Origin of the sequence: Buchnera aphidicola (Aphis aurantii), from assembly GCF_039388985.1 — a bacterium.
GTDB lineage: Bacteria > Pseudomonadota > Gammaproteobacteria > Enterobacterales > Enterobacteriaceae > Buchnera > Buchnera aphidicola_BL.
In genome coordinates, this window is sequence record NZ_CP135021.1 from 523,552 (window position 1) to 547,839 (window position 24,288).

The 24,288-nt window shown below is 29.2% G+C and carries 34 protein-coding genes, 2 tRNA genes and 2 rRNA genes; 6 read left to right on the top strand and 32 right to left on the bottom strand.

Annotation, left to right across the window (positions count from 1 at the left end; genetic code table 11):
* The first annotated feature begins 47 nt into the window (after window positions 1-47).
* Together htpG and adk are read left to right on the top strand one after the other, a co-directional pair.
* Window positions 48-1,922 (top strand): molecular chaperone HtpG, encoded by a 1,875-nt coding sequence (gene htpG / locus RJT32_RS02425; protein ID WP_343154154.1) that lies wholly within the window; start codon window positions 48-50, stop codon window positions 1,920-1,922.
* Window positions 1,923-1,995: 73 nt separating this feature from the next.
* The gene (gene adk / locus RJT32_RS02430) at window positions 1,996-2,649 is read left to right on the top strand and encodes an adenylate kinase (RefSeq protein WP_343154537.1); all 654 of its coding nucleotides are present in this window, start codon (window positions 1,996-1,998) and stop codon (window positions 2,647-2,649) included.
* A gap of 9 nt (window positions 2,650-2,658) precedes the next feature.
* Here adk and RJT32_RS02435 read toward each other — a convergent pair.
* Window positions 2,659-2,732 (bottom strand) — tRNA-Arg (locus RJT32_RS02435).
* Window positions 2,733-2,855: 123 nt separating this feature from the next.
* Here RJT32_RS02435 and folD point away from each other — a divergent pair.
* Entirely contained in the window at window positions 2,856-3,725 is an 870-nt protein-coding gene (folD, locus tag RJT32_RS02440; protein ID WP_343154155.1) for a bifunctional methylenetetrahydrofolate dehydrogenase/methenyltetrahydrofolate cyclohydrolase FolD, read from the top strand.
* 5 nt (window positions 3,726-3,730) lie between these two features.
* On the opposite strand, the gene cysS is transcribed toward folD, so the two are convergent.
* A complete protein-coding gene (gene cysS / locus RJT32_RS02445) occupies window positions 3,731-5,128 on the bottom strand; it encodes a cysteine--tRNA ligase (RefSeq protein ID WP_343154156.1) in 1,398 nt (465 codons plus the stop codon).
* A gap of 241 nt (window positions 5,129-5,369) precedes the next feature.
* Here cysS and ybeD point away from each other — a divergent pair, with 241 nt between their 5' ends.
* A complete protein-coding gene (gene ybeD / locus RJT32_RS02450) occupies window positions 5,370-5,633 on the top strand; it encodes a DUF493 family protein YbeD (protein WP_343154157.1) in 264 nt (87 codons plus the stop codon).
* A gap of 112 nt (window positions 5,634-5,745) precedes the next feature.
* Here ybeD and cspE read toward each other — a convergent pair whose 3' ends face one another.
* From cspE to RJT32_RS02485, 7 genes are all read right to left on the bottom strand, one after another.
* Window positions 5,746-5,955, bottom strand: coding sequence for a transcription antiterminator/RNA stability regulator CspE (cspE, locus tag RJT32_RS02455; RefSeq protein WP_009874442.1), 210 nt, complete (start codon window positions 5,953-5,955; stop codon window positions 5,746-5,748).
* Window positions 5,956-6,212: 257 nt separating this feature from the next.
* A 5S ribosomal RNA gene (gene rrf, locus RJT32_RS02460) occupies window positions 6,213-6,328 on the bottom strand.
* A gap of 107 nt (window positions 6,329-6,435) precedes the next feature.
* Window positions 6,436-9,350 (bottom strand): 23S ribosomal RNA (locus RJT32_RS02465).
* A gap of 149 nt (window positions 9,351-9,499) precedes the next feature.
* A tRNA-Glu gene (locus tag RJT32_RS02470) sits at window positions 9,500-9,571 on the bottom strand.
* Window positions 9,572-9,704: 133 nt separating this feature from the next.
* Window positions 9,705-10,532, bottom strand: coding sequence for a shikimate dehydrogenase (aroE, locus tag RJT32_RS02475; RefSeq protein ID WP_343154158.1), 828 nt, complete (start codon window positions 10,530-10,532; stop codon window positions 9,705-9,707).
* Entirely contained in the window at window positions 10,525-11,097 is a 573-nt protein-coding gene (locus RJT32_RS02480) for a Sua5/YciO/YrdC/YwlC family protein (protein ID WP_343154159.1), read from the bottom strand. Before RJT32_RS02480 ends, aroE begins: the two co-directional genes overlap by 8 nt.
* 36 nt (window positions 11,098-11,133) lie before the next feature.
* Window positions 11,134-11,607 carry a DUF494 family protein gene (locus RJT32_RS02485; protein ID WP_343154160.1) on the bottom strand — a complete coding sequence of 158 codons (474 nt, stop codon included), beginning with the start codon at window positions 11,605-11,607 and terminating at the stop codon, window positions 11,134-11,136.
* A gap of 246 nt (window positions 11,608-11,853) precedes the next feature.
* Between RJT32_RS02485 and def the strand changes: the two genes are divergently transcribed.
* On the top strand, window positions 11,854-12,378 hold the full coding sequence (def, locus tag RJT32_RS02490) for a peptide deformylase (RefSeq protein ID WP_343154161.1): 525 nt from the start codon (window positions 11,854-11,856) through the stop codon (window positions 12,376-12,378).
* Window position 12,379: 1 nt separating this feature from the next.
* Complete coding sequence (gene fmt / locus RJT32_RS02495; RefSeq protein ID WP_343154162.1) at window positions 12,380-13,333, top strand: methionyl-tRNA formyltransferase; 954 nt, start codon at window positions 12,380-12,382, stop codon at window positions 13,331-13,333.
* 89 nt (window positions 13,334-13,422) lie between these two features.
* Here fmt and rplQ read toward each other — a convergent pair whose 3' ends face one another.
* From rplQ to rpsS, 23 genes are all read right to left on the bottom strand, one after another.
* Window positions 13,423-13,824, bottom strand: a complete 402-nt coding sequence (gene rplQ, locus RJT32_RS02500; RefSeq protein WP_343154163.1) for a 50S ribosomal protein L17 — start codon at window positions 13,822-13,824, stop codon at window positions 13,423-13,425.
* 60 nt (window positions 13,825-13,884) lie between these two features.
* The gene (locus tag RJT32_RS02505) at window positions 13,885-14,874 is read right to left on the bottom strand and encodes a DNA-directed RNA polymerase subunit alpha (protein WP_343154164.1); all 990 of its coding nucleotides are present in this window, start codon (window positions 14,872-14,874) and stop codon (window positions 13,885-13,887) included.
* A gap of 30 nt (window positions 14,875-14,904) precedes the next feature.
* Window positions 14,905-15,525: a 30S ribosomal protein S4 gene (gene rpsD, locus RJT32_RS02510; protein WP_343154165.1), complete on the bottom strand. Its 621-nt coding sequence runs from the start codon at window positions 15,523-15,525 to the stop codon at window positions 14,905-14,907.
* A gap of 25 nt (window positions 15,526-15,550) precedes the next feature.
* Complete coding sequence (rpsK, locus tag RJT32_RS02515) at window positions 15,551-15,943, bottom strand: 30S ribosomal protein S11 (protein ID WP_343154166.1); 393 nt, start codon at window positions 15,941-15,943, stop codon at window positions 15,551-15,553.
* A gap of 17 nt (window positions 15,944-15,960) precedes the next feature.
* Entirely contained in the window at window positions 15,961-16,317 is a 357-nt protein-coding gene (gene rpsM / locus RJT32_RS02520; protein ID WP_343154167.1) for a 30S ribosomal protein S13, read from the bottom strand.
* A gap of 95 nt (window positions 16,318-16,412) precedes the next feature.
* Window positions 16,413-16,529 (bottom strand): 50S ribosomal protein L36, encoded by a 117-nt coding sequence (gene rpmJ, locus RJT32_RS02525; RefSeq protein WP_343154168.1) that lies wholly within the window; start codon window positions 16,527-16,529, stop codon window positions 16,413-16,415.
* A 32-nt stretch (window positions 16,530-16,561) separates the two neighbouring features.
* Complete coding sequence (gene secY / locus RJT32_RS02530; RefSeq protein ID WP_343154169.1) at window positions 16,562-17,881, bottom strand: preprotein translocase subunit SecY; 1,320 nt, start codon at window positions 17,879-17,881, stop codon at window positions 16,562-16,564.
* Complete coding sequence (gene rplO, locus RJT32_RS02535) at window positions 17,878-18,312, bottom strand: 50S ribosomal protein L15 (RefSeq protein WP_343154170.1); 435 nt, start codon at window positions 18,310-18,312, stop codon at window positions 17,878-17,880. Before rplO ends, secY begins: the two co-directional genes overlap by 4 nt.
* A 3-nt stretch (window positions 18,313-18,315) precedes the next feature.
* Entirely contained in the window at window positions 18,316-18,495 is a 180-nt protein-coding gene (gene rpmD, locus RJT32_RS02540) for a 50S ribosomal protein L30 (RefSeq protein ID WP_343154171.1), read from the bottom strand.
* 10 nt (window positions 18,496-18,505) lie between these two features.
* Window positions 18,506-19,012: a 30S ribosomal protein S5 gene (gene rpsE / locus RJT32_RS02545; protein ID WP_343154172.1), complete on the bottom strand. Its 507-nt coding sequence runs from the start codon at window positions 19,010-19,012 to the stop codon at window positions 18,506-18,508.
* A 14-nt stretch (window positions 19,013-19,026) separates the two neighbouring features.
* Window positions 19,027-19,392, bottom strand: coding sequence for a 50S ribosomal protein L18 (gene rplR, locus RJT32_RS02550; RefSeq protein WP_343154173.1), 366 nt, complete (start codon window positions 19,390-19,392; stop codon window positions 19,027-19,029).
* Between the two features lies 1 nt (window position 19,393).
* Window positions 19,394-19,930, bottom strand: coding sequence for a 50S ribosomal protein L6 (rplF, locus tag RJT32_RS02555; RefSeq protein WP_343154174.1), 537 nt, complete (start codon window positions 19,928-19,930; stop codon window positions 19,394-19,396).
* Between the two features lie 10 nt (window positions 19,931-19,940).
* Complete coding sequence (rpsH, locus tag RJT32_RS02560) at window positions 19,941-20,333, bottom strand: 30S ribosomal protein S8 (protein ID WP_343154175.1); 393 nt, start codon at window positions 20,331-20,333, stop codon at window positions 19,941-19,943.
* Between the two features lie 17 nt (window positions 20,334-20,350).
* Window positions 20,351-20,656, bottom strand: a complete 306-nt coding sequence (rpsN, locus tag RJT32_RS02565) for a 30S ribosomal protein S14 (RefSeq protein ID WP_343154176.1) — start codon at window positions 20,654-20,656, stop codon at window positions 20,351-20,353.
* A gap of 29 nt (window positions 20,657-20,685) precedes the next feature.
* Window positions 20,686-21,225, bottom strand: coding sequence for a 50S ribosomal protein L5 (gene rplE, locus RJT32_RS02570; RefSeq protein ID WP_343154177.1), 540 nt, complete (start codon window positions 21,223-21,225; stop codon window positions 20,686-20,688).
* Window positions 21,226-21,251: 26 nt separating this feature from the next.
* A complete protein-coding gene (gene rplX, locus RJT32_RS02575; RefSeq protein ID WP_343154178.1) occupies window positions 21,252-21,569 on the bottom strand; it encodes a 50S ribosomal protein L24 in 318 nt (105 codons plus the stop codon).
* Window positions 21,570-21,590: 21 nt separating this feature from the next.
* On the bottom strand, window positions 21,591-21,959 hold the full coding sequence (gene rplN / locus RJT32_RS02580; RefSeq protein WP_343154179.1) for a 50S ribosomal protein L14: 369 nt from the start codon (window positions 21,957-21,959) through the stop codon (window positions 21,591-21,593).
* A gap of 99 nt (window positions 21,960-22,058) precedes the next feature.
* Complete coding sequence (rpsQ, locus tag RJT32_RS02585) at window positions 22,059-22,313, bottom strand: 30S ribosomal protein S17 (RefSeq protein ID WP_343154538.1); 255 nt, start codon at window positions 22,311-22,313, stop codon at window positions 22,059-22,061.
* Complete coding sequence (rpmC, locus tag RJT32_RS02590) at window positions 22,310-22,507, bottom strand: 50S ribosomal protein L29 (protein ID WP_343154180.1); 198 nt, start codon at window positions 22,505-22,507, stop codon at window positions 22,310-22,312. Before rpmC ends, rpsQ begins: the two co-directional genes overlap by 4 nt.
* Complete coding sequence (gene rplP, locus RJT32_RS02595) at window positions 22,507-22,917, bottom strand: 50S ribosomal protein L16 (protein ID WP_343154181.1); 411 nt, start codon at window positions 22,915-22,917, stop codon at window positions 22,507-22,509. The genes rpmC and rplP overlap by 1 nt, the downstream gene beginning before the upstream one ends.
* 12 nt (window positions 22,918-22,929) lie before the next feature.
* Window positions 22,930-23,634 (bottom strand): 30S ribosomal protein S3, encoded by a 705-nt coding sequence (gene rpsC, locus RJT32_RS02600; protein WP_343154182.1) that lies wholly within the window; start codon window positions 23,632-23,634, stop codon window positions 22,930-22,932.
* 19 nt (window positions 23,635-23,653) lie between these two features.
* Window positions 23,654-23,986 (bottom strand): 50S ribosomal protein L22, encoded by a 333-nt coding sequence (gene rplV, locus RJT32_RS02605; RefSeq protein ID WP_343154183.1) that lies wholly within the window; start codon window positions 23,984-23,986, stop codon window positions 23,654-23,656.
* Window positions 23,987-24,001: 15 nt separating this feature from the next.
* Window positions 24,002-24,280, bottom strand: a complete 279-nt coding sequence (gene rpsS / locus RJT32_RS02610) for a 30S ribosomal protein S19 (RefSeq protein ID WP_158340250.1) — start codon at window positions 24,278-24,280, stop codon at window positions 24,002-24,004.
* Window positions 24,281-24,288 lie beyond the last annotated feature (8 nt).

Below are 24,288 nucleotides of genomic sequence, written 5' to 3' on the forward strand. Positions count from 1 at the left end.
TTAAATTTTTAAAAATATTTTATATTTAATTTGCAAAAAGGTACTTTATGAATACACAACAAAAAGAAACATATAATTTTCAATCTGAAGTCAAACAATTATTACATTTAATGATTCATTCTTTATATTCAAACAAAGAAATTTTTTTAAGAGAATTAATATCTAATGCATCAGATGCAATAGATAAACTTCGATTTGAATCTATATCATCACAAAACTTAAAAAATAAAGAACCAAAAATTCAAATTTCTATTAATAAATCACAAAAAACATTGATTATTAATGATAATGGAATTGGAATGACACGACAAGATATTATTGAAAATTTAGGTACAATTGCAAAATCAGGTACAAAGTCATTTTTAAAATCTTTAAAAAATAAAAAAGATAATATAAAAAATGAATTAATTGGAGAGTTTGGGGTAGGTTTTTATTCATCATTTATAGTTTCAGATAAAGTTTTGGTAAGAACGAAATTTGCTGGAAATCCATCCAATAACGGAATATTATGGGAATCTTCAGGTGAAGGACAATATAATATAACAAATATTACAAAAAAAACACAGGGTACTGAAATTACATTATTTTTAAAAAAAGAAGAATATGAGTTTTTAGAAACATGGAAAATTAAAAATATTGTTAATAAGTACTCAGATCATATTACTGTACCAGTAGAAATACAGATGTATGATGAAAAAAATAAAATATATTTCTGGGAACAAATCAACAAAGCTCAGGCACTATGGACTAGAAATAAATCTTCTATTAATGAAAAAGAATATCAAGAATTTTATAAATATTTAACTAATGATCAAAATAATCCTATTGTTTGGAGTCATAATCATGTAGAAGGAACTCATGAATATACTAGTTTATTATATGTTCCAGAAAAAGCAGCTTGGGATATTTGGAATAGAGATAATAAACACGGTTTAAAACTATATGTAAAACGTGTTTATATTATGGATAATTCTCAGGAATTTTTACCTAATTATTTGAGATTTATTCGAGGCATAATAGATTCAAATAGTTTACCTTTAAATGTTTCTAGAGAAATATTGCAAAATAATTCTATTACTCAGAATTTAAAAAAAGCATTAGTAAAAAAATCATTAAAAATGTTAGAAAAATTATCTCAAAATGATAATAAAAAATATCAATCTTTTTGGAATCAATTTGGGTTAGTTTTAAAAGAAGGGCCTGCAGAAGATAGTGAAAATTTAAATTTAATAGCTCAACTTTTACGGTTCTCATCAATGAGAAACAACAACTCAGAACAAAACGTCTCATTAAAACAATATGTTTCTGATATGATTGAACAACAAGAAAAAATATATTATATCACTGCTGATAGTTACATGTCCGCTAAAAATAGCCCGCATCTTGAATTATTTAAGAAAAAAAATATTGATGTTTTATTGTTATCAGATAGAATTGACGAATGGATGATGAATTATCTTATTGAATTTGAAGGCAAGAAATTTCAATCTATTAGTAAAGAAGATTCTTCATTAAATAAATTTATAGACGAAAAATCAACATATCAGAAAGAAACATCACAAGAAATTAATGAATTTTTAAAAAAAGTTAAACAAGTGATCGGTAATAAAGTAAAATCTATTAGATTAACAAACAGATTGTCAGAAACGCCATGCATTGTATTAAGTGATTCAAATGAAATGAGCACACAAATGGCCAAACTTTTTACTGCTGCCGGACAACCTGTGCCGGAATTAAAATATATATTCGAAATTAACCAAGAACATGAATTAATTAAAAAAATATGTAAAATTACTGACAATAAAATATTTGAAGAATGGATAAAATTATTATTAGACCAAGCATTATTTGCTGAAAAAGGAAATTTAGATAATCCACATAAATTTATTGCTAGAATGAATAAACTATTTATACAAGTATAAAAATATGATTACTACTTTTTATAGTAGTAATCTAAATCTTACAACTATTTTAATAAATAATCCAAAAATAATTATGCATATCATTTTACTAGGTGCTCCAGGCACTGGAAAAGGTACTCAATCTAAATTTATTACAGAAAAATATAAAATTCCACAAATCTCTACAGGAGATATATTGAGAGAGCATATTAAATTAAATAATGAAATAGGTAAAAAAATATATAGCATCTTAAAAAATGGAGAATTAGTTGCAGATGATATTGTATGTAATTTAGTTTATCAAACAATAAAAAGCAAAAATTATATTAACGGTTTTTTATTAGATGGGTTTCCTAGAACAATTAAGCAAGCAAAATATATATCCAACTTAGGTATTAAAATAAATTTTGTTTTAGAATTAATTGTACCAGACAAGATAATATTACAACGAATATCAGGAAGAAGAATACATATTCAATCAGGTAGAAGTTATCATATTCATTTTAATCCTCCTATCGAAGAAGGAAAAGATGATATCACTAAAGATGATCTGATTACTCGAGATGATGATAAAATTGAAAGTATTAATAACAGACTAAAAAATTATAAAAAAAATAGTCATATGTTAACGGAATATTATTTAAAAGAAGAGCAATTAAATAATTTAAAATTTTTTAAAATTGATGCATCAAAACACCAGGATTATATAAGAAAAGAAATACAAATAATATTAGATAAAAAAAACTAATTTATTTCCTGCGTTCTACAGGATTCGAACCTGTGACCTACGGCTTAGAAGGCCGTTGCTCTATCCATCTGAGCTAAGAACGCATAAAAATACAATATAAAATTTAACATTAAAATAAAACATATGCAACTAAAATTCATATTAGTTTTGAAAACTATACTGAAAAACAATTATAATTGTATTCAATATCAACTGAGTTATTATATATGACAGCAATAATTATAGACGGTAATAAAATAGCAAAAAGTTTAGAAATAAATATTTCAAAAAAAATAAATAAAAGAAAAATAAATGGAAAACGAATTCCAGGACTTGCAATGATTTTAATAGGGAATAACTCTGCTTCTCAGATTTATGTAAATAAAAAAATATTAGCTTGTAAAAATGTTGGGTTAATTTCTAAATATTGGAAGTTTCCAAATAATGCAAACGAAGATCAAATATTAAATCTTATTAACAAACTAAATGATGATATTAACATCGATGGGATTTTAATTCAATTACCTATTCCTAAAAAAATAAACCATTTTAAGATTTTTAAAAGTATTAGACCAGATAAAGATGTTGACGGATTTCATCCGTATAATACAGGGTTGCTATGCCAAAGAAATCCTAGTTTAAGAGCTTGTACTCCTAAAGGAATTATTACTATGTTGAATTATATGAAAATCAAAACACATGGTTTAAATGCAGTGGTAGTAGGTGCATCTAATATTGTAGGTCGTCCTATGAGTATGGAATTACTATTAGCAGGTTGCACAACAACTATCACACATAGATTTACTAAAAATTTAAAAAATCATATAAATAGAGCTGATTTATTAATTTCTGCTGTAGGAAAACCAAAATTTATAGAAGGAAATTGGATAAAGAAAAATTCCATTGTTATCGATGTAGGAATTAATCGATTGAAAAATGGTTCTATAGTAGGTGATATTGACTTTCAATCAGCTTTTTTAAAAGCTTCTTATATAACACCAGTTCCAGGTGGAGTTGGTCCCATGACTGTGGTTAGTTTACTTCAAAATACATTAGAAGCATGTGAAAAATATCATGATATCTATACAAAAAAATAAAATATTTAAATAGATTTTTTTTTATATTTCCAAAATGTTTTATGAGGAGAATCTTCTAAAATTACATCTAACTTCATGAGTTCATTTCTTAATTCGTCTGCTTTTTCCCATAATTTTAAATTTCTAAAAATATTTCGTTTTTTAATTAAAATTTCAATATTTTTAATTTTATCCTTACTAAAAAAAGATTTTTTTTGTAAAAAATCTTCAGGATTTTCTAATAAAAAATTTAAACTAATAGCTAATTTTTTTAATCTAAAAGCAAATAAGTTAGATTTATATATATCATTTTTTTTTAAATAATTCACTTTTTTAGCTAATTTCGTTAAAATAAATAATGCTTTTGGAGTATTAAAATCATCATTGATTGACTCGTAAAATAATGATTCCAAATTCATACCTGCTACAGAATTTGGAATAGGTTGTGTATTATATAACGCGTTATACAAATACCTTAATGAAAGTTCCGATGTTTTCAAATTTTTTTCAGAATAATATATAGGATGACGATAATATGTAGATAAGAAAAAATAACGCAATACTTCAGGCTGATATTCTAACAAAATATCTTTTAAAAAGTATGCATTACCTAAAGATTTAGACATTTTTTGATCATTTATTATCACCATTCCTGAATGCATCCAATAATTAATTTTAAATTTTTTATTAAAACATCTTGATTGAGATATTTCATTTTCATGATGTGGGAAAATAAGATCTGAACCACCTCCATGAATATCTATATGATTTTTAAAAAATACATTTGTAATTGAGGTGCATTCAATATGCCATCCTGGTCTACCATTTCCCCAAGGTGATTCCCACGAAAATTTATCGTTTTCTTTAGATTTCTTCCAAAGCACAAAATCTAATGGATTTTTTTTTATTTTTGACGCATCATATATACTAGAAATTAATTTTTTTAAAGATTGACGAGATAAAGACCCATAAGACTTATCACTATCTACTGAAAAAATAACATCGCCTTTACTATTTACATATGCATTTTTATTTTGAATTAATTTTTTTATGATCTGAATTATATCATCAATATGATCTGTAACTAACGGTTCTTTGTCAGGAATTTCCATTCCTAAATGAAGAAAATCTTGTTTCATTGAGTTGATCATTGTATTTGAAAAAACTTTAATATCAATATTTTTTGCTAAAGATTTTGAAATAATTTTATCATCAATATCTGTAATATTACGAATATATTTTACTTGAAAACCCAAAAATCTTAAATAACGTACTATCATATCAAAAACTATAAAAGTTCGTGCATGACCAATATGACAAAAATCATAAACAGTAACACCACAAACATATAAATTAATTTCTTTATTGTTAGCAGGTGTAAATTTTTCTTTTTTACCAGTCAATGTATTAAAAATTTTTAACATAAGTTTCCTATAAAAAATTTTAAAAAAATAATATAAAATATATTATTTTCTATATTGTCAATATGATAAACTAACTGATTAGTCATCACTTTAATATTTTTAAAATTTATATAGATAAATTAAATTCTAAAATATATAAAATATTGAAATATAAATTCATTGTTAAAATAATTATATATTCTTTCACAAAAGTTTTATAAAATTAAAAATATTTTATAAAAAATAAAACCAGGATTAATTAATGAAGACAAAATTACGAGAAATGTTAAAATTCCCTTGTTTTTTTACTTATAAAATCATTGGTTTAGCACAGCCTGAATTGATTGATCAAATAATAAAAGTCATTCAGATTCAGATTCCTGGAGATTACACACCACAAATTAAATCAAGTAATAGAGGTAACTATATTTCCATTTCAATTACAATATGCGCTGAAAATTTTAAACAAATTGAAACATTATATCATGATATTAGTCGAATAAATATGGTTCGAATGGTTTTATAGAAAAAATATATATAAAAACTATAGAATATATTTTCATATAGTACAGCTCGATAAAGAGCCGTACTAACAAAATGTTTAATTATCTGTATTTGCTTTTAAAAACAAATAGATATTATAAACTAATAACATTAGCAGCAGATGGTCCTTTTGCTCCCTCAGTAATTTCAAATTCAACACTTTGACCTTCTGCTAAAGTTTTAAATCCATTACTTTGTATAGCTGAAAAGTGCACAAATACATCTTTACTACCATCTTCCGGAGTAATAAAACCAAAACCTTTAGACTCATTAAACCACTTAACATTACCTTTAATCTTGGACATCTATATTACCTTCACCTAAAAATATACTAAATTAAAAAACGAACTAAAATAGTTATAAATGATTTTATCATAACAAGACAAAAATCAAAAATAACAGAAAATCTTTAATAGATTAACATGTAAATCTATTGTTAGCTAGAAAGTAATTTGTTTAAAAAAAACAATTTTATAAAAAAAAATTAATTTTTTTATATTTATTTATTTTAAATTTTTTTTAAATATAAAAAAACCCGAAAAAATTTTTTCGGGTTTTTTATGCCTGGAATTTACCTACTCTCACACGGGGAGGCCCCGTACTACCATCGGCGATGAAGCGTTTCACTTCTGAGTTCGGAATGGATTCAGGTGGTACCACTACACTATTTTTACCAGGCATTTAATAATGCTATTATAATATATATATATATTAATACAACAATAAATTCAGTAAAACAAGCTTTTTATTAAATTTATTTCATTTAAAAACACCTCTGGTGTTGTAAGGTTAAGCCTCTCGGGTCATTAGTACTAGTTAGCTCAACATATTGCTATGCTTACACATCTAGCCTATCAACGTTGTAGTCTTCAACGTCCCTTCAGTAAACATTTCTGTTTCAGGGAAGATTAATCTTGAGGCAAGTTTCGTGCTTATATGCGTTCAGCACTTATCTTTTCCGCATGTAGCTACCGGGCAATGCCATTGGCATGACAACCCGAACACCAGTGATGCGTCCACTTCGGTCCTCTCGTACTAGAAGCAGATCCTCTCAATCTTCCAACGCCCACGACAGATAGGGACCGAACTGTCTCACGACGTTCTAAACCCAGCTCGCGTACCACTTTAAATGGCGAACAGCCATACCCTTGGGACCTGCTTCAGCCCCAGGATGTGATGAGCCGACATCGAGGTGCCAAACACCGCCGTCGATATGAACTCTTGGGCGGTATCAGCCTGTTATCCCCGGAGTACCTTTTATCCGTTGAGCGATGGCCCTTCCATACAGAACCACCGGATCACTAAGACCTGCTTTCGCACCTGCTCGCATTATCATGCTCACAGTCAAACTGGCTTATGCCTTTGCACTAATCTCACGATGTCCGACCGTAATTAGCCAATCTTCGTACTCCTCCGTTACTCTTTGGGAGGAGACCGCCCCAGTCAAACTACCCACCAGACACTGTCTCTACGCCGGATAACGGCGTTAGGTTAGAATACCAAATGTTAAAGGGTGGTATTTCAAGAATGGCTCCATCAAAACTAGCGTTTTGACTTCATAGCCTCCCACCTATCCTACACATTAAAATTCAGAATTCAGTGTCAAGCTATAGTAAAGGTTCACGGGGTCTTTCCGTCTTGCCGCGGGTATACTGCATCTTCACAGCAATTTCAATTTCACTGAGTCCCAGGTGGAGACAGCCTGGCCATCATTACGCCATTCGTGCAGGTCGGAACTTACCCGACAAGGAATTTCGCTACCTTAGGACCGTTATAGTTACGGCCGCCGTTTACCGGGGCTTCAGTTCAGAGCTTCAAGTTTCCTTTAACTCTTTCGATTAACCTTCCGGCACCGGGCAGGCGTCACACCGTATACTTCCACTTTCGTGTTTGCACAGTGCTGTGTTTTTAATAAACAGTTGCAGCCAGCTGGTATCTTCGACTAGCTTTAGCTTTAGGAGAAAATCCTATCACTTAAACTAGCGTGCCTTCTCCCGAAGTTACGGCACTATTTTGCCTAGTTCCTTCACCTGGGTTCTCTCAAGCGCCTTAGTATTCTCTACCTAACCACCTGTGTCGGTTTTGGGTACGATTTAATTTTATCTGATGCTTAGAGGCTTTTCTTGGAAGCGTGGTATTAGTTACTTCATCACCTTAATGATTCGTCATAATGCCTCAGATTAAAAATAGCCGGATTTGCCTAACTATTATACCTACACACTTAAACCAGGATAACCGTCACCTGGATAACCTAACCTTCTTCGTCCCCCCTTCGCAATAAAACTAAGCACAGGAATATTAACCTGTTGTCCATCGACTACGCTTTTCAGCCTCGCCTTAGGTGTCGGCTTACCCTGCCCCGATTAACGTTGGACAGGAAACCTTGGTTTTTCGGCGAGCAGGTTTTTCACCTGCTTTATCGTTACTCATGTCAGCATTCGCACTTCTGATACCTCCAATACACTTTACAATATATCTTCAACGGCTTACAGAACGCTCCTCTACCCAGCAAATAAAATTAATTTTTGCTGCCGCAGCTTCGGTGCATAGTTTGAGCCCCGTTATATCTTCCGCGCAGGCCGACTTGACCAGTGAGCTATTACGCTTTCTTTAAATGATGGCTGCTTCTAAGCCAACATCCTGGCTGTTTATGCCTTCCCACATCGTTTCCCACTTAACTATGACTTTGGGACCTTAGCTGGCGGTCTGGGTTGTTTCCCTTTCCACAACGAACGTTAGCACCCGCTGTGTGTCTCCCGTGATAGCATTCTACGGTATTCGGAGTTTGCATCGGATTGGTAAGCCGGGATGGCCCCCTAACCGAAACAGTGCTCTACCCCCGAAGATGAATTCACGAGGCGCTACCTAAATAGCTTTCGAGGAGAACCAGCTATCTCCCGGTTTGATTGGCCTTTCACCCCTAGCCATAGGTCATCCGCTGATTTTTCAACATCAGTCGGTTCGGTCCTCCAGTTGGTTTTACCCAACCTTCAACCTGCCCGTGGCTAGATCACCGGGTTTCGGGTCTGTACCCCGCAACTTAACGCCTATTTAGGACTCGGTTTCCCTTCGGCTCCCCTATTTGGTTAACCTTGCTACAGAATACAAGTCGCTGACCCATTATACAAAAGGTACGCAGTCACATTTAAAAATTGCAAAATGCTCCCACTGCTTGTACGTACACGGTTTCAGGTTCTATTTCACTCCCCTAGCCGGGGTTCTTTTCGCCTTTCCCTTACGGTACTAGTTCACTATCGGTCAGTTAGGAGTATTTAGCCTTGGAGGATGGTCCCCCCATATTCAAACAGGATTTCTCGTGTCCCGCTCTACTTTTCGAACCCACAATATATTTTATTTCGTATACCGGGCTATCACCGTGTATCGCTGAATTTTCCAAATCATTCTACTATAAAATATATTGATTTTGGTTCTGGGCTTTTCCCTTTTCGCTCGCCACTACTAAGGGAATCTCGGTTGATTTCTTTTCCTCAAGGTACTTAGATGTTTCAGTTCCCTTGGTTTGCTTTATTAATCTATTTAATTCAATTAATAATGATACAATAATGTATCGGGTTTCCCCATTCGGAAATCGACGGTTATATCGCTTCATATCAGCTTGCCGACGCTTTTCGCAGATTAGCACGTCCTTCATAGCCTCTAACTGCCAAGGCATTCACCATGTACGCTTATTCGCTTAACCTTACAACCCACAGGTGTTTTAGCAAAATAAAAATATATGCTTGTTTTCCGAATTTTTAAAGAGCTTTATTATTAAGATTTATGATTTTTTAAAGAATAACACAATAATTTAAATTAGTATATAATAATTTTAAAAAATATTTTTTATTTCGTCCCCTAGGGGATTTGAACCCCTGTTGCCGCCGTGAAAGGGCGATGTCCTAACCTCTAGACGAAGGGGACTTTTATCTTACTTCTTTAAGAGAGTATTTAGTAATACATAAATAATACAGATCGAAAAAAAAGAGTCAAGTATTTTCTTTAATATTTAAAAAATTTTAAATATTTATAAAATTAATTAATATTAAAAAAACTATTATTTATTTAAAATATCGATAATATAATCTGTTTTAGGTAAAATACCATGCCATTCTAAAAAGGAATAAGCAGCTTGAAAAACAAGCATTCCCTTACCATCCGAAATATTTTTAGAATCTATTTTAATCTTCCAATTAAGAAATAATGCTTGCTCTGTATTATAATTCATATCATAAAAAAAAGTTTTAGAAGAAAATAAATGCAATGGAATACAAGTATTTTCATATGTAATATTTCTAGAAATACCGTTAATAACTAAATCAAAAAAACTATCTTTTAAATCATCTTTTTCAAATATTTTAATATTTCCATATTGTTTAAATTGCTTAACTAAATTTATAGCATTTGAAATTGTTCTATTTAAAATATAAACTGAACACTCCATTGATAAAATTGATAAAAGAATTCCTTGAATAGCACCTCCCGCCCCTAATATTAATACAGAAGATTTTTTTTTAATAAAATTTAATCTATTCAAATCAGATAATAATCCGATTCCATCAGTATTATCTCCAAAAATATATCCATCATTTGTTTTTTTTAATGTATTCACAGATTGTGCAATTTTAGCTCTTTTACTTAATTTATTAGATAAAAAATATGCTTCCTTTTTAAAAGGAGAAGTAATATTGGCACCTTCAATATGAGTTTTAAAAAAATCAGAAACTATTGAAGAAAACTGGTCTAATGGAATTTTAATAGCTTTATAAATATGAAAAATTCCTGTTTGTTTTGAAAAAAAATCATGAATTTTAGGAGATTTACTATGATTTATAGGATTTCCAAATAAAGCATAATTAAAATTTTCACTTGTACATTTAACCATAACGAATTATTTTTCCATTCATAATATTAATTATTTTAGAGGGACTTTGTTCATTTCCTATATTATCATCAAACAATGGAAAATCTTTTCCAAAACTTTCTAAAACACTTTCTTTAGTAAGACATGGCAACATATTCGAAAAATTAGCACTTGTTGAGATCAGCGGTTTTCCAAAAATACCACATAATTTGACTATACTTGAATGATTACTAATACGCACTGCTATAGTTTTATATTGACCAGTTAACCAATAAGGTGTTGAAGAATTTGAAGGAACTAAAAATGTAAAATGTCCTGGCCAATAATTAAACATATTTTTTTTCTGTATCACTGATATTTGACTTTCATCAATATATTTTTTTATTTGATTATAATTAGAAGCTACTAATATCAAACCTTTTTTTATATTTCTTTTTTTTAAATTTAATAAATTGTTTACAGCTATTTCACTATCAGGATCGCATCCTAATCCAAACATAGATTCTGTAGGATACGCAATCACATTATTACTATATAATTTTTCAATACAATGCAATAATGAATTTAAATAAAAATTTTTCTCCATTGAATAATACTCATACTAAAATATTATTTAAAAAAATTAATGAATTATTTCTGTTGTAAAGTTAAATAATAAATTTTCAAGTTTTCTATAAACAATTTTACATCCTGGAGCATTAAATAAAACAATTAAAATAATCCATTTCAAATCTTCTAAATTTAATTCATTCATTTCTAAAGCCATAATTCTATCAATAATCATTTCACGTGTATCTAAAGTTAATATTTCTAACTGCTCTAAAAACAAAATAAAACCACGACAATCAGAATTTAACTTAAATAACTCTTTTTGATTATAAACTCGTGTTGAAATTTGGCCTGAAGCTAAACTCATAGATGAAATATTATTTTTTTTATAACACGATAAATTTTTTAACCAACGTAATGCATTATAAATATCTTTTTGTTGAAAACCTATATCCGACAAATCATTTGTTAGACTTTTATAATCAATAGACATTTTTGATTCGCTATGAACATAAGTTTCAAATAAATATATTAATATTTCAAACATTATATCCTCAATTACATATAGAAAAAATTTATATATTTCATAAAGTTACTAATATTTATAAAATATTTTCATAATTTGATATAAAAATTTTTATATAGAAACTATTCAATTTATTTAATAATAATTAATTTTTATTTAAATAAAATATAAAAATTTTTCAAAAGTATTGAAAGTTAACTTTTAATTATATTAAAAGAGTTTATACTATAAAATTAAATAATTTTATAACTAATACAAAACAAATATATGTCTGTTTTAAAAATATTACAATATCCAAACCAAAGATTAAGAATAATTGCACAACCTATTAATAAAATAACAAAAGAAATAAAAAAACTAGCTTACAATATGCTCGATACTATGTATATAAACGAAGGAATTGGTTTAGCTGCAATACAAGTTGATATTCCATTACAAATTATAGTAGTAAGTAAAGATTACATTAAAAAAGAGCATTTAATTCTTATTAATCCTAAAATTATTTCAAAAAAAGGAAATATCAGTATTCAAGAAGGATGCTTATCTATTCCAGAATATCGCGCTTTTATTCCGCGTTCAAATTACATTAAAGTAAAAGCACTTAACTTATTTGGAAAAAAAATCGAAATTGAAGCACATGAAATGTTATCTATTTGTATACAACATGAAATTGATCATTTGAAAGGAAAACTTTTCATAGATTATTTATCGTTATTAAAACAAGAAAGAATTAAAAAAAAAATTAAAAAAATAAATAAAAAAATAAAATTTTTTACAAAGGATACAAACTGATTTGGAAAAACTAAAAATTATTTTTGCCGGAACATCAAATTTTTCTGAAAAACATTTATCTGCTTTAATAAACTGTCCATTATGTAATATAAAAGCTGTAATTACACAACCAGATCGTCCTTTTGGAAGAGGACAAAAAATTATTTTTTCTCCTGTAAAAAAAATTTCTATTAAAAATAAAATTCCTGTTTTACAACCATTAACATTGGATAATAAAGAATTTCAAAAAATCATATTAAATTTCTCTGCAGAACTAATGATAGTAGTTTCTTATGGCCATATAATACCTCAAAAAATATTATCTCTATTTCCAAAAGGCTGTATTAACGTACATGCTTCATTATTACCAAGGTGGAGAGGTGCATCGCCAATTCAATCAGCAATTTTATCGGGAGATAAAAAAACCGGTATCAGCATTATTAAAATGAACGATAAAGTTGATGCTGGAAATATAATAATATCAAAAAAATGTATAATATCTTCTACAGAAACATCAGAAACATTATCTTTGAAACTAATTAAAATTGGTACTAAAATATTAATCAAAGCTTTATTTCAAATACATAATAATATCGTTATAGAAACTAAACAAGATGAAAAATATACAACTTTTTCAAAAAAAATTCTTAAAATAGATGCATTGTTAAATTGGAAGAAAAATGCTGATTTTTTAGAACGACTAATACGCGCTTTTAATCCCTGGCCAATATGCTATTTTCTCATCAACAATACACCAATTAAAGTTTGGAAAGCAAAGGTAATCAATAATACCACCATTAAAAATTATAAAATCGGTCAAATTATTTCTATTGATAATGATGGAATTCAGATAGCTACGAAAGAAAAAATCTTAAATATTGAAAAAATACAAATTCCTGGAAAAAATATTTCTAATATCAATATCAAAACACTTTTTAAAAAATATAATTTAACAATCGGGACAATATTAATATAAAAATATTTTACGTTTTTTTAATATAAAATGAGCAAACGGTATACATTTCCGTTTGCTAAATATAATCATATTTATTTAATATCTAAATATTAATTTTTAATATCTTTGATTTTATTTTCTTTTGTATTACTTTTAACACGATCAACAAGCTCAATATAAGCCATAGGAGCTTTATCTCCAAATCGAAATCCACATTTTAAAATACGTGTATAACCACCAGGTCTATGGTGAAAAATAGGACCTAAATTTTTAAATAATTTTGTAACTACTTCATTATTTCGAACTTTGGAAAATATTAACCTTCTATGAGAAACGTTATCGATTTTTGATAAAGTAATCATAGGTTCAACAATTCGACGAAGTTCTTTTGCTTTTGCTAACGTAGTTTTTATTATTTCATTAATAAATAATGAACACGCCATATTTTTGAATATGGCATTACGATGGCTGCTATTACAATTTAACTTACGACCAATTTTTTTATGTCGCATAACTTTGTACCTTTTTAAAAATATTAAAATAACATTAACATAATAAATTTTAAAAAAAAATTATTCTTCTAAAATATTTAATGGAGGCCATTTTTCTAACTTCATTCCAAGAGATAAATTACGAGAAGCTAATATATCTTTAATTTCAGTTAATGACTTCTTTCCTAAATTCGGAGTTTTTAAAAGTTCAACTTCAGTTTTTTGCACTAAATCACCTATATAATGTATAGATTCTGCTTTCAGACAATTAGCTGATCGTACAGTTAACTCTAAATCATCAACTGGTCGTAATAAAATAGGTTCAAATTCAGGTTTTTTTTCTTTAACTTCAGGTTCTTTAACATCTCTTAAATCAACAAATGCTTCTAATTGTTCTGATAAAATAGTAGCTGCACGTCTTATTGCTTCTTCAGGATCAATTGTTCCATTTGTTTTCATTTCAATAATTAATTTATCTAAGTCTGTTCTCTGCTCCACTCGTGCAGCTTCAACATTATAAACAATCCGCTTGATAGGACTATAACATGCATCTACTAATAAACAACCTATGGGTCTTACATCATCTTCTATATGTATTCTAGATGAAGCTGGAATATATCCTCTTCCACGTTGTACTTTAATTCTCATTTGAATAGAAGCATTATGATCTGTTAAATGACAGATAATATGATTTGGTTTAATAATTTCAACATCACTATCATGTATAAGATCTTCAGCAGTAATACAACAAATACCTGATTTTTTAAGACTAATAAAAACTTCATCTTTTCCATGCAACTTAATCGCTAATCCTTTTAAATTTAATAAAATTTCTAAAATGTCTTCTTGAATTCCCTCTTTAGTACTATACTCATGTAACACACCATCAATCTCAACCTCTGTTACAGCGCAACCTGGCATAGAAGACAAAAGAATCCTTCGTAATGCATTTCCAAGAGTATGTCCAAAACCTCGTTCCAATGGTTCTAAAGTAACTTTAGTATGAGTCGGAGTAATTTGCTCAATATCAACTAAACGTGGTTTTAAAAACTCTATAATAGAATTCTGCATAATAAACCTCTATATCTAATAATAAACTTATTACTTAGAATAAAGTTCGATGATTAAATGTTCGTTAATTTCTGCAGATAAATCTGATCGTTCAGGAAAACGTTTGAAAATTCCTTCCATTTTAATCGGATCTACTTCAATCCAAATTGGTTTTTCTCGTTGTTCAGCTAGTTCTAAAGCAGCTTTTATTCGAGATTGATTTTTTGATCTATCTCTAATAGATATATGATCATTAGGAGAAACCTGATACGATCCAATATTAACAATATGATTATTAACTGTAATAGATTTATGACTGATTAATTGTCTTGATTCAGCACGTGTACAACCGAATCCCATACGATATACGACATTATCAAGCCTTCTTTCCAAAATTTGCAATAAATTTTCTCCAGTATTTCCTTTTAATCGAGAAGCTTTTTTATAATATATTCTAAATTGTCTTTCTAATACACCGTAGAGACGACGTACTTTTTGTTTTTCACGTAATTGAATCGCATAATCAGACAGTCTAGGTTTTCGAACACCGTGTTGTCCAGGAGGATGCTCTAATTTACATTTTGATTCTATTGATCGAAATCCGGATTTTAAAAATAAATCAGTTCCTTCACGTCGACTTAATTTTAATTTAGGACCTAAATATTTTGCCATTTTTTTCTCCAATAATTCCTAAAATTTAAACACGACGCTTTTTAGGAGGACGGCAACCATTATGAGGGATTGGTGTAACATCAGTAATATTTGTAATACGGAATCCGGCAGCGTTTAAAGCTCTAATAGTCGATTCTCTGCCTGGACCAGGACCTTTAACCATAACTTCTAAATTTTTTATACCATAATCTTTAACTATTTCAGCACATCGCTCAGCTGCAATTTGTGCCGCAAAAGGAGTGGATTTTCTAGAACCTCTAAAACCAGAACCTCCAGAAGTCGCCCAACCTAAAGAATTACCTTGACGATCTGTAATAGTTACAATTGTATTATTAAAAGAAGCATGTATATGTGCTATCGCATCTGTTATTTGTTTTTTTATACGCTTTCGTGTGCGAACAACTGAATTCTTTACCATAATTGAGATTACCTAAATTATTTTTTAATTACTTTTCTAGGGCCTTTACACGTACGAGCATTTGTTTTAGTTCGTTGCCCATGAACTGGAAGATTTTTCCGATGACGTACACCACGATAACAATTAAGATCTATTAAACGTTTAATATTTAAAGTTTTTTCTCTTCTTAAATCACCTTCAACAATATATTTAGCAACATTCTCTCTTAATAATTCAATATCAGATTCTTTTAAATCTATAATTTTCATAGTTTCTGGAATATTTGAATTCATACAAATTATTTTAGATAATTTTTTTCCAATTCCATATATTGCTGTTAATGCAATTATAGTATGTTTATTTTCAGGGATATTAATACCTGCAATACGTGCCATGTTTTCATAATCCTTAAAATTTATTAAAATAAATTAATGTAATTTATCAAAAATATATTACGAATATTAATAAAATATTTTATTTTTATTTAGATTTAACCTTGACGTTGTTTATGTTTTGGATCATTACTACAAATAACTCTTACGACATTATTACGTCGTATAATTTTGCAACTTCGACAAAGTATTTTAACAGAAGCTTTTACTTTCATTAAAAACATCCTTAAATATTAAAAATTTTTTATTAATTTAACTTTGCTTTTTTCAATATAGACTCATATTTACTAGACATCATTAAAGTTTGAATTTGAGTGATAAAATCCATAATAACTACAACTACAATTAATAATGAAGTACCACCAAAATAAAATGGAACATTCATAGCACTTCGCATAAATTCAGGAACTAAACAAATAAACGTAATATATAAAGAACCAAATAATGTTAAGCGCAACATAATTTTATTTATATATTTAGCTGTTTGTTCACCTGGTCTAATGCCCGAAATAAATGCACCTGATTTTTTTAAATTATCCGCAGTTTCACGAGGATTAAAAACTAATCCAGTATAAAAAAAACAAAAGAAAATAATAGATGTTATGTACAATACTAAATACAAAGGATGATTGGGCTGAAAATAAAACAAAACACTTTTGAAAAAAGTATATTTTTTATCTACCCCAAACCAAGATATAATAGTGGCAGGAAATAAAACAACACTTGAAGCAAAGATTGCCGGTATAACACCAGACATATTTATTTTTAAAGGTAAATGAGTACTTTGAGCCGAATAAACACGACGACCTTGTTGACGTTGAGCATAATGCACAATAATTTTTCTTTGACTTCGTTCTATAAAAACCACTAAAAAAACAACTAAAAAAATTAATATTAAAACAGAAAAAAATAACAACAAATGCAAATGACCTTGCCTAGTTTCTTCGATAGTATGTAAAATAGCAGAAGGAAGACCTGCTATTATACCTGTAAAAATTATAATAGAAATACCATTTCCAATACCACATTCTGTAATTAATTCACCTAACCACATTAGAAACATTGTACCAGTTACTAAAATAATAATAGCTGTAAAATAAAAATAAAAATCTGTATGAACTATAATTGGTCGTATACTAGATATATTAGACAGGCCTGTAACTATACCAATAGACTGAAAAAAGGCTAATATTAACGTAGCATATCTTGTATATTGATTAATTTTGTATCGACCAGACTCTCCCTCTTTTTTTATTTCAGACAAAAAAGGAACTACTAAAGTTAATAACTGAATAATAATAGAAGCGGATATATAAGGCATAATACCCAATGCAAAAATAGAAGCACGATTAAGAGCTCCACCAGAAAACATATTAAACATTTCAAAAATAGTACCTTTTTGATTATTTAATATTCTAGATAATATTGTAGTATTAATTCCAGGTATAGGAATAAAAGAACCAATACGAAAAATAATTAATGAAATTATTACAAAAATAATTCTGTTTTTAAGTTCATTAATATTTTTTTGAGAATTTTTAAAATTCATTTCCAATCTACTAATCATCCTTCAATTTTACCGCCATAGTTTTCGATTGCTGTACGAACACCTTGAGTAACACGTAAACCACGTAATATTAAAGGAACTTTGATTTCTCCTGAAAGAATAATTTTTACATATTTGATATTTTTATTAACAATGTTTTGTTCTTTTAAAGTTTGCAAACTAATGATATTAGTTGATAATTCTGAAATTTGAAATAACCTTACTTCAGCAGTATTATTTTTTTTTCTAGATTTAAATCCAAATTTCGGCAACCTTCTATATAAAGGCATTTGCCCGCCTTCAAAACCACGATTTATACTGCCACCCGATCTAGATTTTTGACCTTTATGCCCTCGACCAGCTGTTTTTCCAAACCCAGAACCAATTCCACGACCTAATCTTTTTTTGTTTTTTTTAGATCCAGATGATGGAGATAAATTATTTAAATACATAAATTATTTCTCTTGTATTTTTAAAATATATGATACTTTTTTAATCATTCCTCGAATTGAAGGAGTGTCGTTCAGAATGACAGTATGACCAATATAACGTAACCCTAAACCAGATAGTGTTTTTTTGTGTTTAGGAATTCTTCCTATTGAACTTTTTACTTGAGTAATTTTAATAGTTTTCATTAATTAGAATTTATCCTCTTAATATATATTCAATAGATTTATTTCTTTTAGCTGCTATCATTTCTGGGGATCTCATATTAATTAAACCATTCATAGTTGCGCGAACTACATTTATAGGGTTTGTTGATCCATATGTTTTCGCTAGTACATTATGTACACCAGCAACTTCTAAAACTGCACGCATAGCACCGCCAGCAATAATTCCAGTACCGTCTGAAGCTGGTTTCATAAATACGTTAGATCCAGTATACGATCCTGCTAAAGGATGTTGTAAGGTTTTATCAACTAACGGTATAGTAATCATATTTCGTCTTGCTTTTTCCATAGCTTTTTGAATGGCCGCTGGAACTTCACGGGCTTTGCCATATCCAAAACCAACGCGTCCATTTCCATTACCTACTACTGTTAAAGCTGTAAATGAAAAAATACGACCACCTTTCACTGTTTTTGAAACACGATTAACAGTAATTAATTTTTCCTGTAACTCATTATTATTTTTTTTATCAATGTTAGCCATTCTATATTTTCACCTTAAAACTTCAATCCAAAATTTCGAGCAGAATCTGCTAATACTTTTATACGACCATGATATTTAAAACCAGAACGATCAAATGAAACGTTAGAAATTTTTTTTAACAAAGCTCTCTTAGCAATAATTTCACCAATTATTTCTGAAGCTTTTTTATTACCAGTATATGTTAAACGAGATTTAATTTGATTTTCTAGAGTTGATGCGCAAACTAAAACTTTTGATTCAGAAGAAATTATTTGAGCATATATATGACGAGAAGTTCGATGTACAACTAAACGAGTAACTCCTAACGCTTTCATCTGGCAACGTGATTTCTTTAATCGACGCATTCGAGAATTCATTTTAGAATTTTTAGAAATAATCATTTTACTTTTTTTTAGCCTCTTTTACACGCACATTCTCATCTGAATATCGAATACCTTTTCCTTTATAAGGTTCAGGTTTTCGATAAGATCTTAAATTAGCTGCCACCTGACCAACTAACTGTTTATCTACTCCTTTAATAACAATCTCTGTAGGCGACAAATGTTCTACTTCAATATTGGAAGGTAGAGGATATAAAATAGGATGAGAATACCCTAAAGACATATTAATCATATTATTTTTCGTTATTGAAACACGATAACCTACCCCAGAAAACTGCAATTTTTTACTAAACTGTTCTGAAACTCCTTTAATCATTGAAAAAACAAGAGCTCTTGATGTACCAGCTTGCGCCCAACCATCAGAAAAACCTAAACGCGCTGAAAAAATAATTGTATCTTTTGAACATTTCACTTCAACAGAATGATGAATAATACGTTGAAGATGACCATATTTTCCTTGAATAGATATTAATTGAGAATCCAATTCAACTTTAATATCTTTAGGGATAGAAATTGGACGTTTAGCAATACGAGACATTTGCTCTCCTTTAAGCTACATAACATATAATTTCGCCACCAAGACCAAGTTTTCGAGCCATATGATCTGTCATTATGCCTTGAGAAGTAGAAATTACTGCAATTCCTAAACCAGCCATAACTTTTGGTAAATCATTCTTTTTTTTATATATTCTTAAACTTGGACGACTTACCCGATGAATTTTTTCTATTACAGATTTTCCTTTAAAATATTTCAAAATTACTTCTAGTTCTAATTTATTTGTACCTTGTAGATTATAATTATTAATATAACCTTCTTTTTTTAATAATTTTATTATAGAATATTTTAATTTCGAAGCAGGTATTTTAACAGAATATTTATTAGCTGACTGACCATTTCTAATACGTGTCAACATATCAGCTACCGGATCTTGCATGCTCATTTTAAACTCCCAAAAAATTACCAACTGGCTTTTTTTAAACCAGGAATTTCACCTTTCATAGCCGCCTCTCTAACTTTAATACGACTCAGACCAAATTTTCGTAAAAAAGCATGCGGACGACCTGTTTGACGACATCTATTTCTTTGTCGAGATGGACTTGAATCTCGCGGAAAAACTTGTAATTTAAGAACAGCATTCCAACGTTCTTCTTCTGAAAGTTGAATATTATTAATAATATTTTTAAGTGTCATACGTTGAGTATAAAATTTATTAGCTAATTTTATACGTTTCACTTCACGCGCTTTTATTGATTGTTTAGCCATTAAATTGCCTTAAATTATAATAATTTATATTATTTACGGAAAGGAAAATTAAATGCAGATAATAACAAATGACCTTCATGATTTGATTTTGCAGTGGTAGTAATAGTTACATCTAATCCACGAACACGATCAATTTTATCATAATCAATTTCAGGAAAAATAATTTGTTCTCGTATCCCTAAACTATAATTTCCTTGACCATCAAAAGAACTAATTGACAAACCTCTAAAATCTCTAATACGAGGAATTGCTATAGTAATAAGACGCTCAAAAAAATCCCATTTTCTTTTACCACGCAATGTTACTTTACAACCGATAGGATAACCTTTTCTAATTTTAAAACCAGCTACAGATTTTCTTGCTTTAGTAATTATTGGTTTCTGACCGGATATTGCAGTTAAATCTAAAATAGCATTATCTAAAACTTTTTTATCAGCAGCTGCAGATCCAACTCCCATATTTAAAACAATTTTATCAATTCGTGGCACTTGCATAATAGAATTGTAATTTAATTTTATCATAAGTTTTTTAACTACTTTTGTTATATAATAACTATGTAATTTTGCCATTAATCACTCCAAAAAAAATATCATAATTATTTTTTAATCGTTTTACCATTAGACTTGAAAAAACGTACTTTCTTTCCTTCTTCGAATCTAAAACCAACACGATCTGACTTTTGAGATTCTGGATTTAAAATAGCAACATTGGAAATATGAATAGGCGCTTCTTTTTCAAGAATACCACCATTTTTATTTTGAGAAGGCACGGGCTTCTGATGTTTTTTAACTAAATTTAAACCTTGAATAATTACTTTATTAGAAGATAAAATACTTTTAATAAAACCTTTTTTCCCTTTTTCTTTGCCCGTTAAGATAACTACTTCATCATTTTGACGTAATTTTAATGCCATTTTATATTCCTTTAATTTTTATTATAAAACTTCAGGAGCTAATGAAATAATTTTCATAAATTTTTCGTTTCTTAATTCACGAGTTACAGGACCAAAAATTCTCGTTCCTATAGGTTGTTCATTATTGTTTAAAATAACACAAGCATTACTATCAAAACGAATACTGGATCCATCAGATCTTCTTACTCCTTTTTTTGTTCTAACAACTACCGCTTTCAATACTTCTCCTTTTTTTACTTTTCCTCTAGGTATTGCTTCCTTTACAGTAATTTTGATTATATCACCAATCCTAGCATAACGACGACGCGAACCGCCTAATACTTTAATGCACATTGCTGCACGAGCCCCGGAATTATCAGCTACATTTAAAATAGTTTGCTCTTGAATCATATTTGATTGTTCCAAATAAAATTATTATATACTATAAAACTATTGATTTTTTAGTAGAAAACATGAGCAGACCTAGGTTTGATCATGTTTTAACATGTTTTAAAAAATATTTTTTTCAATAATTCGAACTAAAACCCAAGATTTGGTTTTTGAGATTGGTCTAGATTCTCGAATTTCTATTAAATCACCTATAGAACATTCATTGTTTTCATCGTGAATATGAAATTTTGTAGTTTTTTTTACAAATTTCTTATAAATTTCATGTTTTACAAAGCGCTCAATTGAAACAACAGCTGATTTTTGCATTTTATTGCTAATAACACGACCTTGTAAAGTGCGAATTTTTTCCATTATTTGATACGCTCCTTTTCTGTTAATATCGTTTTTACTTGTGCAATATTGCGCCTCACTTTTCTCAACAAATGTGATTGTTTTAATTTTCCAGATACAGATTGCATACGCAAATTAAATTGCTCTCTTAATAATTGTAAAAGCTCTATATTAAGATCTTGATAATTTTTTTTTCGAAATTTACATAATTCCTTCATTACATCACCATTTTAGTTACAAAAGTAGTTTTAATGGGTAATTTTGATGCTGCTAATTTAAATGCTTTTCGAGACTCTTCTTCAGACACTCCATCTATTTCATAAAGAATTTTACCAGGTTGAACTAAAGCAACCCAATATTCAACATTTCCCTTACCTTTACCCATTCTAACTTCTAATGGTTTTTGAGTAATAGGTTTATCAGGAAAAATACGTATCCAAATTTTTCCTTGTCTTTTAATAAAACGTGTTATAGCTCTCCGTGCAGATTCAATTTGTCTTGCTGTTAAACGTCCGCGATCAATAGCTTTTAACCCAAAAATACCAAAGTCGACATTAGTACCAAGAGCAAGCCCTCGATTTCGACCTTTGTGCATTTTGCGAAATTTAGTTCGTTTTGGTTGCAACATGAGCAGATTCTCCTACTTTCGATTTTTACGATGTTGCTTTTTAGATTGCATAGATGGTTTTTTTTCTAATTGTTCAATAGCAGACATTCCACCTAATATTTCACCTTTAAAAATCCAAACTTTTACACCGATTACACCATATGTTGTATGAGCTTCTGCAACACTATAGTCAATGTTTGCGCGAAGAGTATGTAATGGCACCCTTCCTTCTCTATACCATTCTCTTCGAGCTATTTCAGCACCACCTAGTCTACCACTTACTTCCACCTTAATTCCTTTTGCTCCTTGTCTCATAGCGTTTTGAACAGATCTTTTCATAGCTCTTCGAAACATAACTCTTCGTTCTAATTGCGAAGTAATACTGTCTGAAACAAGTTTTGCATCTAATTCAGGTTTTCTAACTTCAGAAATATTTATTTGAGCTGGAACACCAGTTATCTTGGCAATAATAACTCTTAATTTTTCAACATCTTCACCCTTTTTTCCTATCACAATACCAGGCCTAGCAGTATGAATAGTAACACGAATACTTTTAGCAGGTCTTTCGATAATAATACGAGAAACTGACGCTTTAACAAGCTCTTTCATTAAAAATTGACGAACTTTATAATCACTATCTAAATGATCTGCAAAATCTTTAGTATTTGAAAACCACACTGAATTCCATTTTTTAATTATACCCAATCGCATGCCATTAGGATGGACTTTTTGACCCATTACTTATTTCTCCAAAACATTAACAATCAGAAACAATGACAGTAATATGACTAGTACGTTTTAAAATACGATCCGCCCGACCTTTAGCACGAGGCATCATCCTTTTCATTGTAGAACCTTCATCTACAAATATATTTTTAACTTTTAATTGATCAATATCAATGCCATTATTATGCTCTGCATTTGCTATGGCTGATTCTAGTACTTTTTTTACTAAAACCGCTGCTTTCTTATTATTAAAATTTAATATATTTAATGCTTGAGGTACTTTTTTACCACGAATTAAATCTGCTATTAAACGAATTTTTTGAGCAGAAGATCGAGCTTTACGATATTGAGCTAAAGTTTCCATTTATCCCTCTTAATTCTAACGTTTTTTTACTTTTTTATCTGCAGTATGTCCTCTATAGGTACGAGTAAGAGAAAATTCACCTAATTTATGTCCAACCATTTCTTCAGTAATAAAAATTGGAATATGATTCCGACCATTATGGACAGATATTGTTAAACCAACCATATTTGGAAATACTGTAGAACGTCTAGACCAAGTTTTTAAAGGTTTTTTATCATTTAATTTTACTGCTTTTTCTACTTTTTTTAATAAGCTAACATCAATAAAAGGGCCTTTTTTCAAGGAACGTGGCATAAAATGAT

Excerpts from the sequence above, each read along its gene's own strand:
- htpG (WP_343154154.1), top strand. The coding sequence starts at position 48 with ATGAATACACAACAAAAAGAAACATATAATTTTCAATCTGAAGTCAAA.
- adk (WP_343154537.1), top strand. The coding sequence starts at position 1,996 with ATGCATATCATTTTACTAGGTGCTCCAGGCACTGGAAAAGGTACTCAA.
- folD (WP_343154155.1), top strand. The coding sequence starts at position 2,856 with ATGACAGCAATAATTATAGACGGTAATAAAATAGCAAAAAGTTTAGAA.
- cysS (WP_343154156.1), bottom strand. The coding sequence starts at position 5,128 with ATGTTAAAAATTTTTAATACATTGACTGGTAAAAAAGAAAAATTTACA.
- ybeD (WP_343154157.1), top strand. The coding sequence starts at position 5,370 with ATGAAGACAAAATTACGAGAAATGTTAAAATTCCCTTGTTTTTTTACT.
- cspE (WP_009874442.1), bottom strand. The coding sequence starts at position 5,955 with ATGTCCAAGATTAAAGGTAATGTTAAGTGGTTTAATGAGTCTAAAGGT.
- aroE (WP_343154158.1), bottom strand. The coding sequence starts at position 10,532 with ATGGTTAAATGTACAAGTGAAAATTTTAATTATGCTTTATTTGGAAAT.
- RJT32_RS02480 (WP_343154159.1), bottom strand. The coding sequence starts at position 11,097 with ATGGAGAAAAATTTTTATTTAAATTCATTATTGCATTGTATTGAAAAA.
- RJT32_RS02485 (WP_343154160.1), bottom strand. The coding sequence starts at position 11,607 with ATGTTTGAAATATTAATATATTTATTTGAAACTTATGTTCATAGCGAA.
- def (WP_343154161.1), top strand. The coding sequence starts at position 11,854 with ATGTCTGTTTTAAAAATATTACAATATCCAAACCAAAGATTAAGAATA.
- rplQ (WP_343154163.1), bottom strand. The coding sequence starts at position 13,824 with ATGCGACATAAAAAAATTGGTCGTAAGTTAAATTGTAATAGCAGCCAT.
- RJT32_RS02505 (WP_343154164.1), bottom strand. The coding sequence starts at position 14,874 with ATGCAGAATTCTATTATAGAGTTTTTAAAACCACGTTTAGTTGATATT.
- rpsD (WP_343154165.1), bottom strand. The coding sequence starts at position 15,525 with ATGGCAAAATATTTAGGTCCTAAATTAAAATTAAGTCGACGTGAAGGA.
- rpsK (WP_343154166.1), bottom strand. The coding sequence starts at position 15,943 with ATGGTAAAGAATTCAGTTGTTCGCACACGAAAGCGTATAAAAAAACAA.
- rpsM (WP_343154167.1), bottom strand. The coding sequence starts at position 16,317 with ATGGCACGTATTGCAGGTATTAATATCCCTGAAAATAAACATACTATA.
- rpmJ (WP_343154168.1), bottom strand. The coding sequence starts at position 16,529 with ATGAAAGTAAAAGCTTCTGTTAAAATACTTTGTCGAAGTTGCAAAATT.
- secY (WP_343154169.1), bottom strand. The coding sequence starts at position 17,881 with ATGATTAGTAGATTGGAAATGAATTTTAAAAATTCTCAAAAAAATATT.
- rplO (WP_343154170.1), bottom strand. The coding sequence starts at position 18,312 with ATGTATTTAAATAATTTATCTCCATCATCTGGATCTAAAAAAAACAAA.
- rpmD (WP_343154171.1), bottom strand. The coding sequence starts at position 18,495 with ATGAAAACTATTAAAATTACTCAAGTAAAAAGTTCAATAGGAAGAATT.
- rpsE (WP_343154172.1), bottom strand. The coding sequence starts at position 19,012 with ATGGCTAACATTGATAAAAAAAATAATAATGAGTTACAGGAAAAATTA.
- rplR (WP_343154173.1), bottom strand. The coding sequence starts at position 19,392 with ATGATTATTTCTAAAAATTCTAAAATGAATTCTCGAATGCGTCGATTA.
- rplF (WP_343154174.1), bottom strand. The coding sequence starts at position 19,930 with ATGTCTCGTATTGCTAAACGTCCAATTTCTATCCCTAAAGATATTAAA.
- rpsH (WP_343154175.1), bottom strand. The coding sequence starts at position 20,333 with ATGAGCATGCAAGATCCGGTAGCTGATATGTTGACACGTATTAGAAAT.
- rpsN (WP_343154176.1), bottom strand. The coding sequence starts at position 20,656 with ATGGCTAAACAATCAATAAAAGCGCGTGAAGTGAAACGTATAAAATTA.
- rplE (WP_343154177.1), bottom strand. The coding sequence starts at position 21,225 with ATGGCAAAATTACATAGTTATTATATAACAAAAGTAGTTAAAAAACTT.
- rplX (WP_343154178.1), bottom strand. The coding sequence starts at position 21,569 with ATGGCATTAAAATTACGTCAAAATGATGAAGTAGTTATCTTAACGGGC.
- rplN (WP_343154179.1), bottom strand. The coding sequence starts at position 21,959 with ATGATTCAAGAGCAAACTATTTTAAATGTAGCTGATAATTCCGGGGCT.
- rpmC (WP_343154180.1), bottom strand. The coding sequence starts at position 22,507 with ATGAAGGAATTATGTAAATTTCGAAAAAAAAATTATCAAGATCTTAAT.
- rplP (WP_343154181.1), bottom strand. The coding sequence starts at position 22,917 with ATGTTGCAACCAAAACGAACTAAATTTCGCAAAATGCACAAAGGTCGA.
- rpsC (WP_343154182.1), bottom strand. The coding sequence starts at position 23,634 with ATGGGTCAAAAAGTCCATCCTAATGGCATGCGATTGGGTATAATTAAA.
- rplV (WP_343154183.1), bottom strand. The coding sequence starts at position 23,986 with ATGGAAACTTTAGCTCAATATCGTAAAGCTCGATCTTCTGCTCAAAAA.
- rpsS (WP_158340250.1), bottom strand. The coding sequence starts at position 24,280 with ATGCCACGTTCCTTGAAAAAAGGCCCTTTTATTGATGTTAGCTTATTA.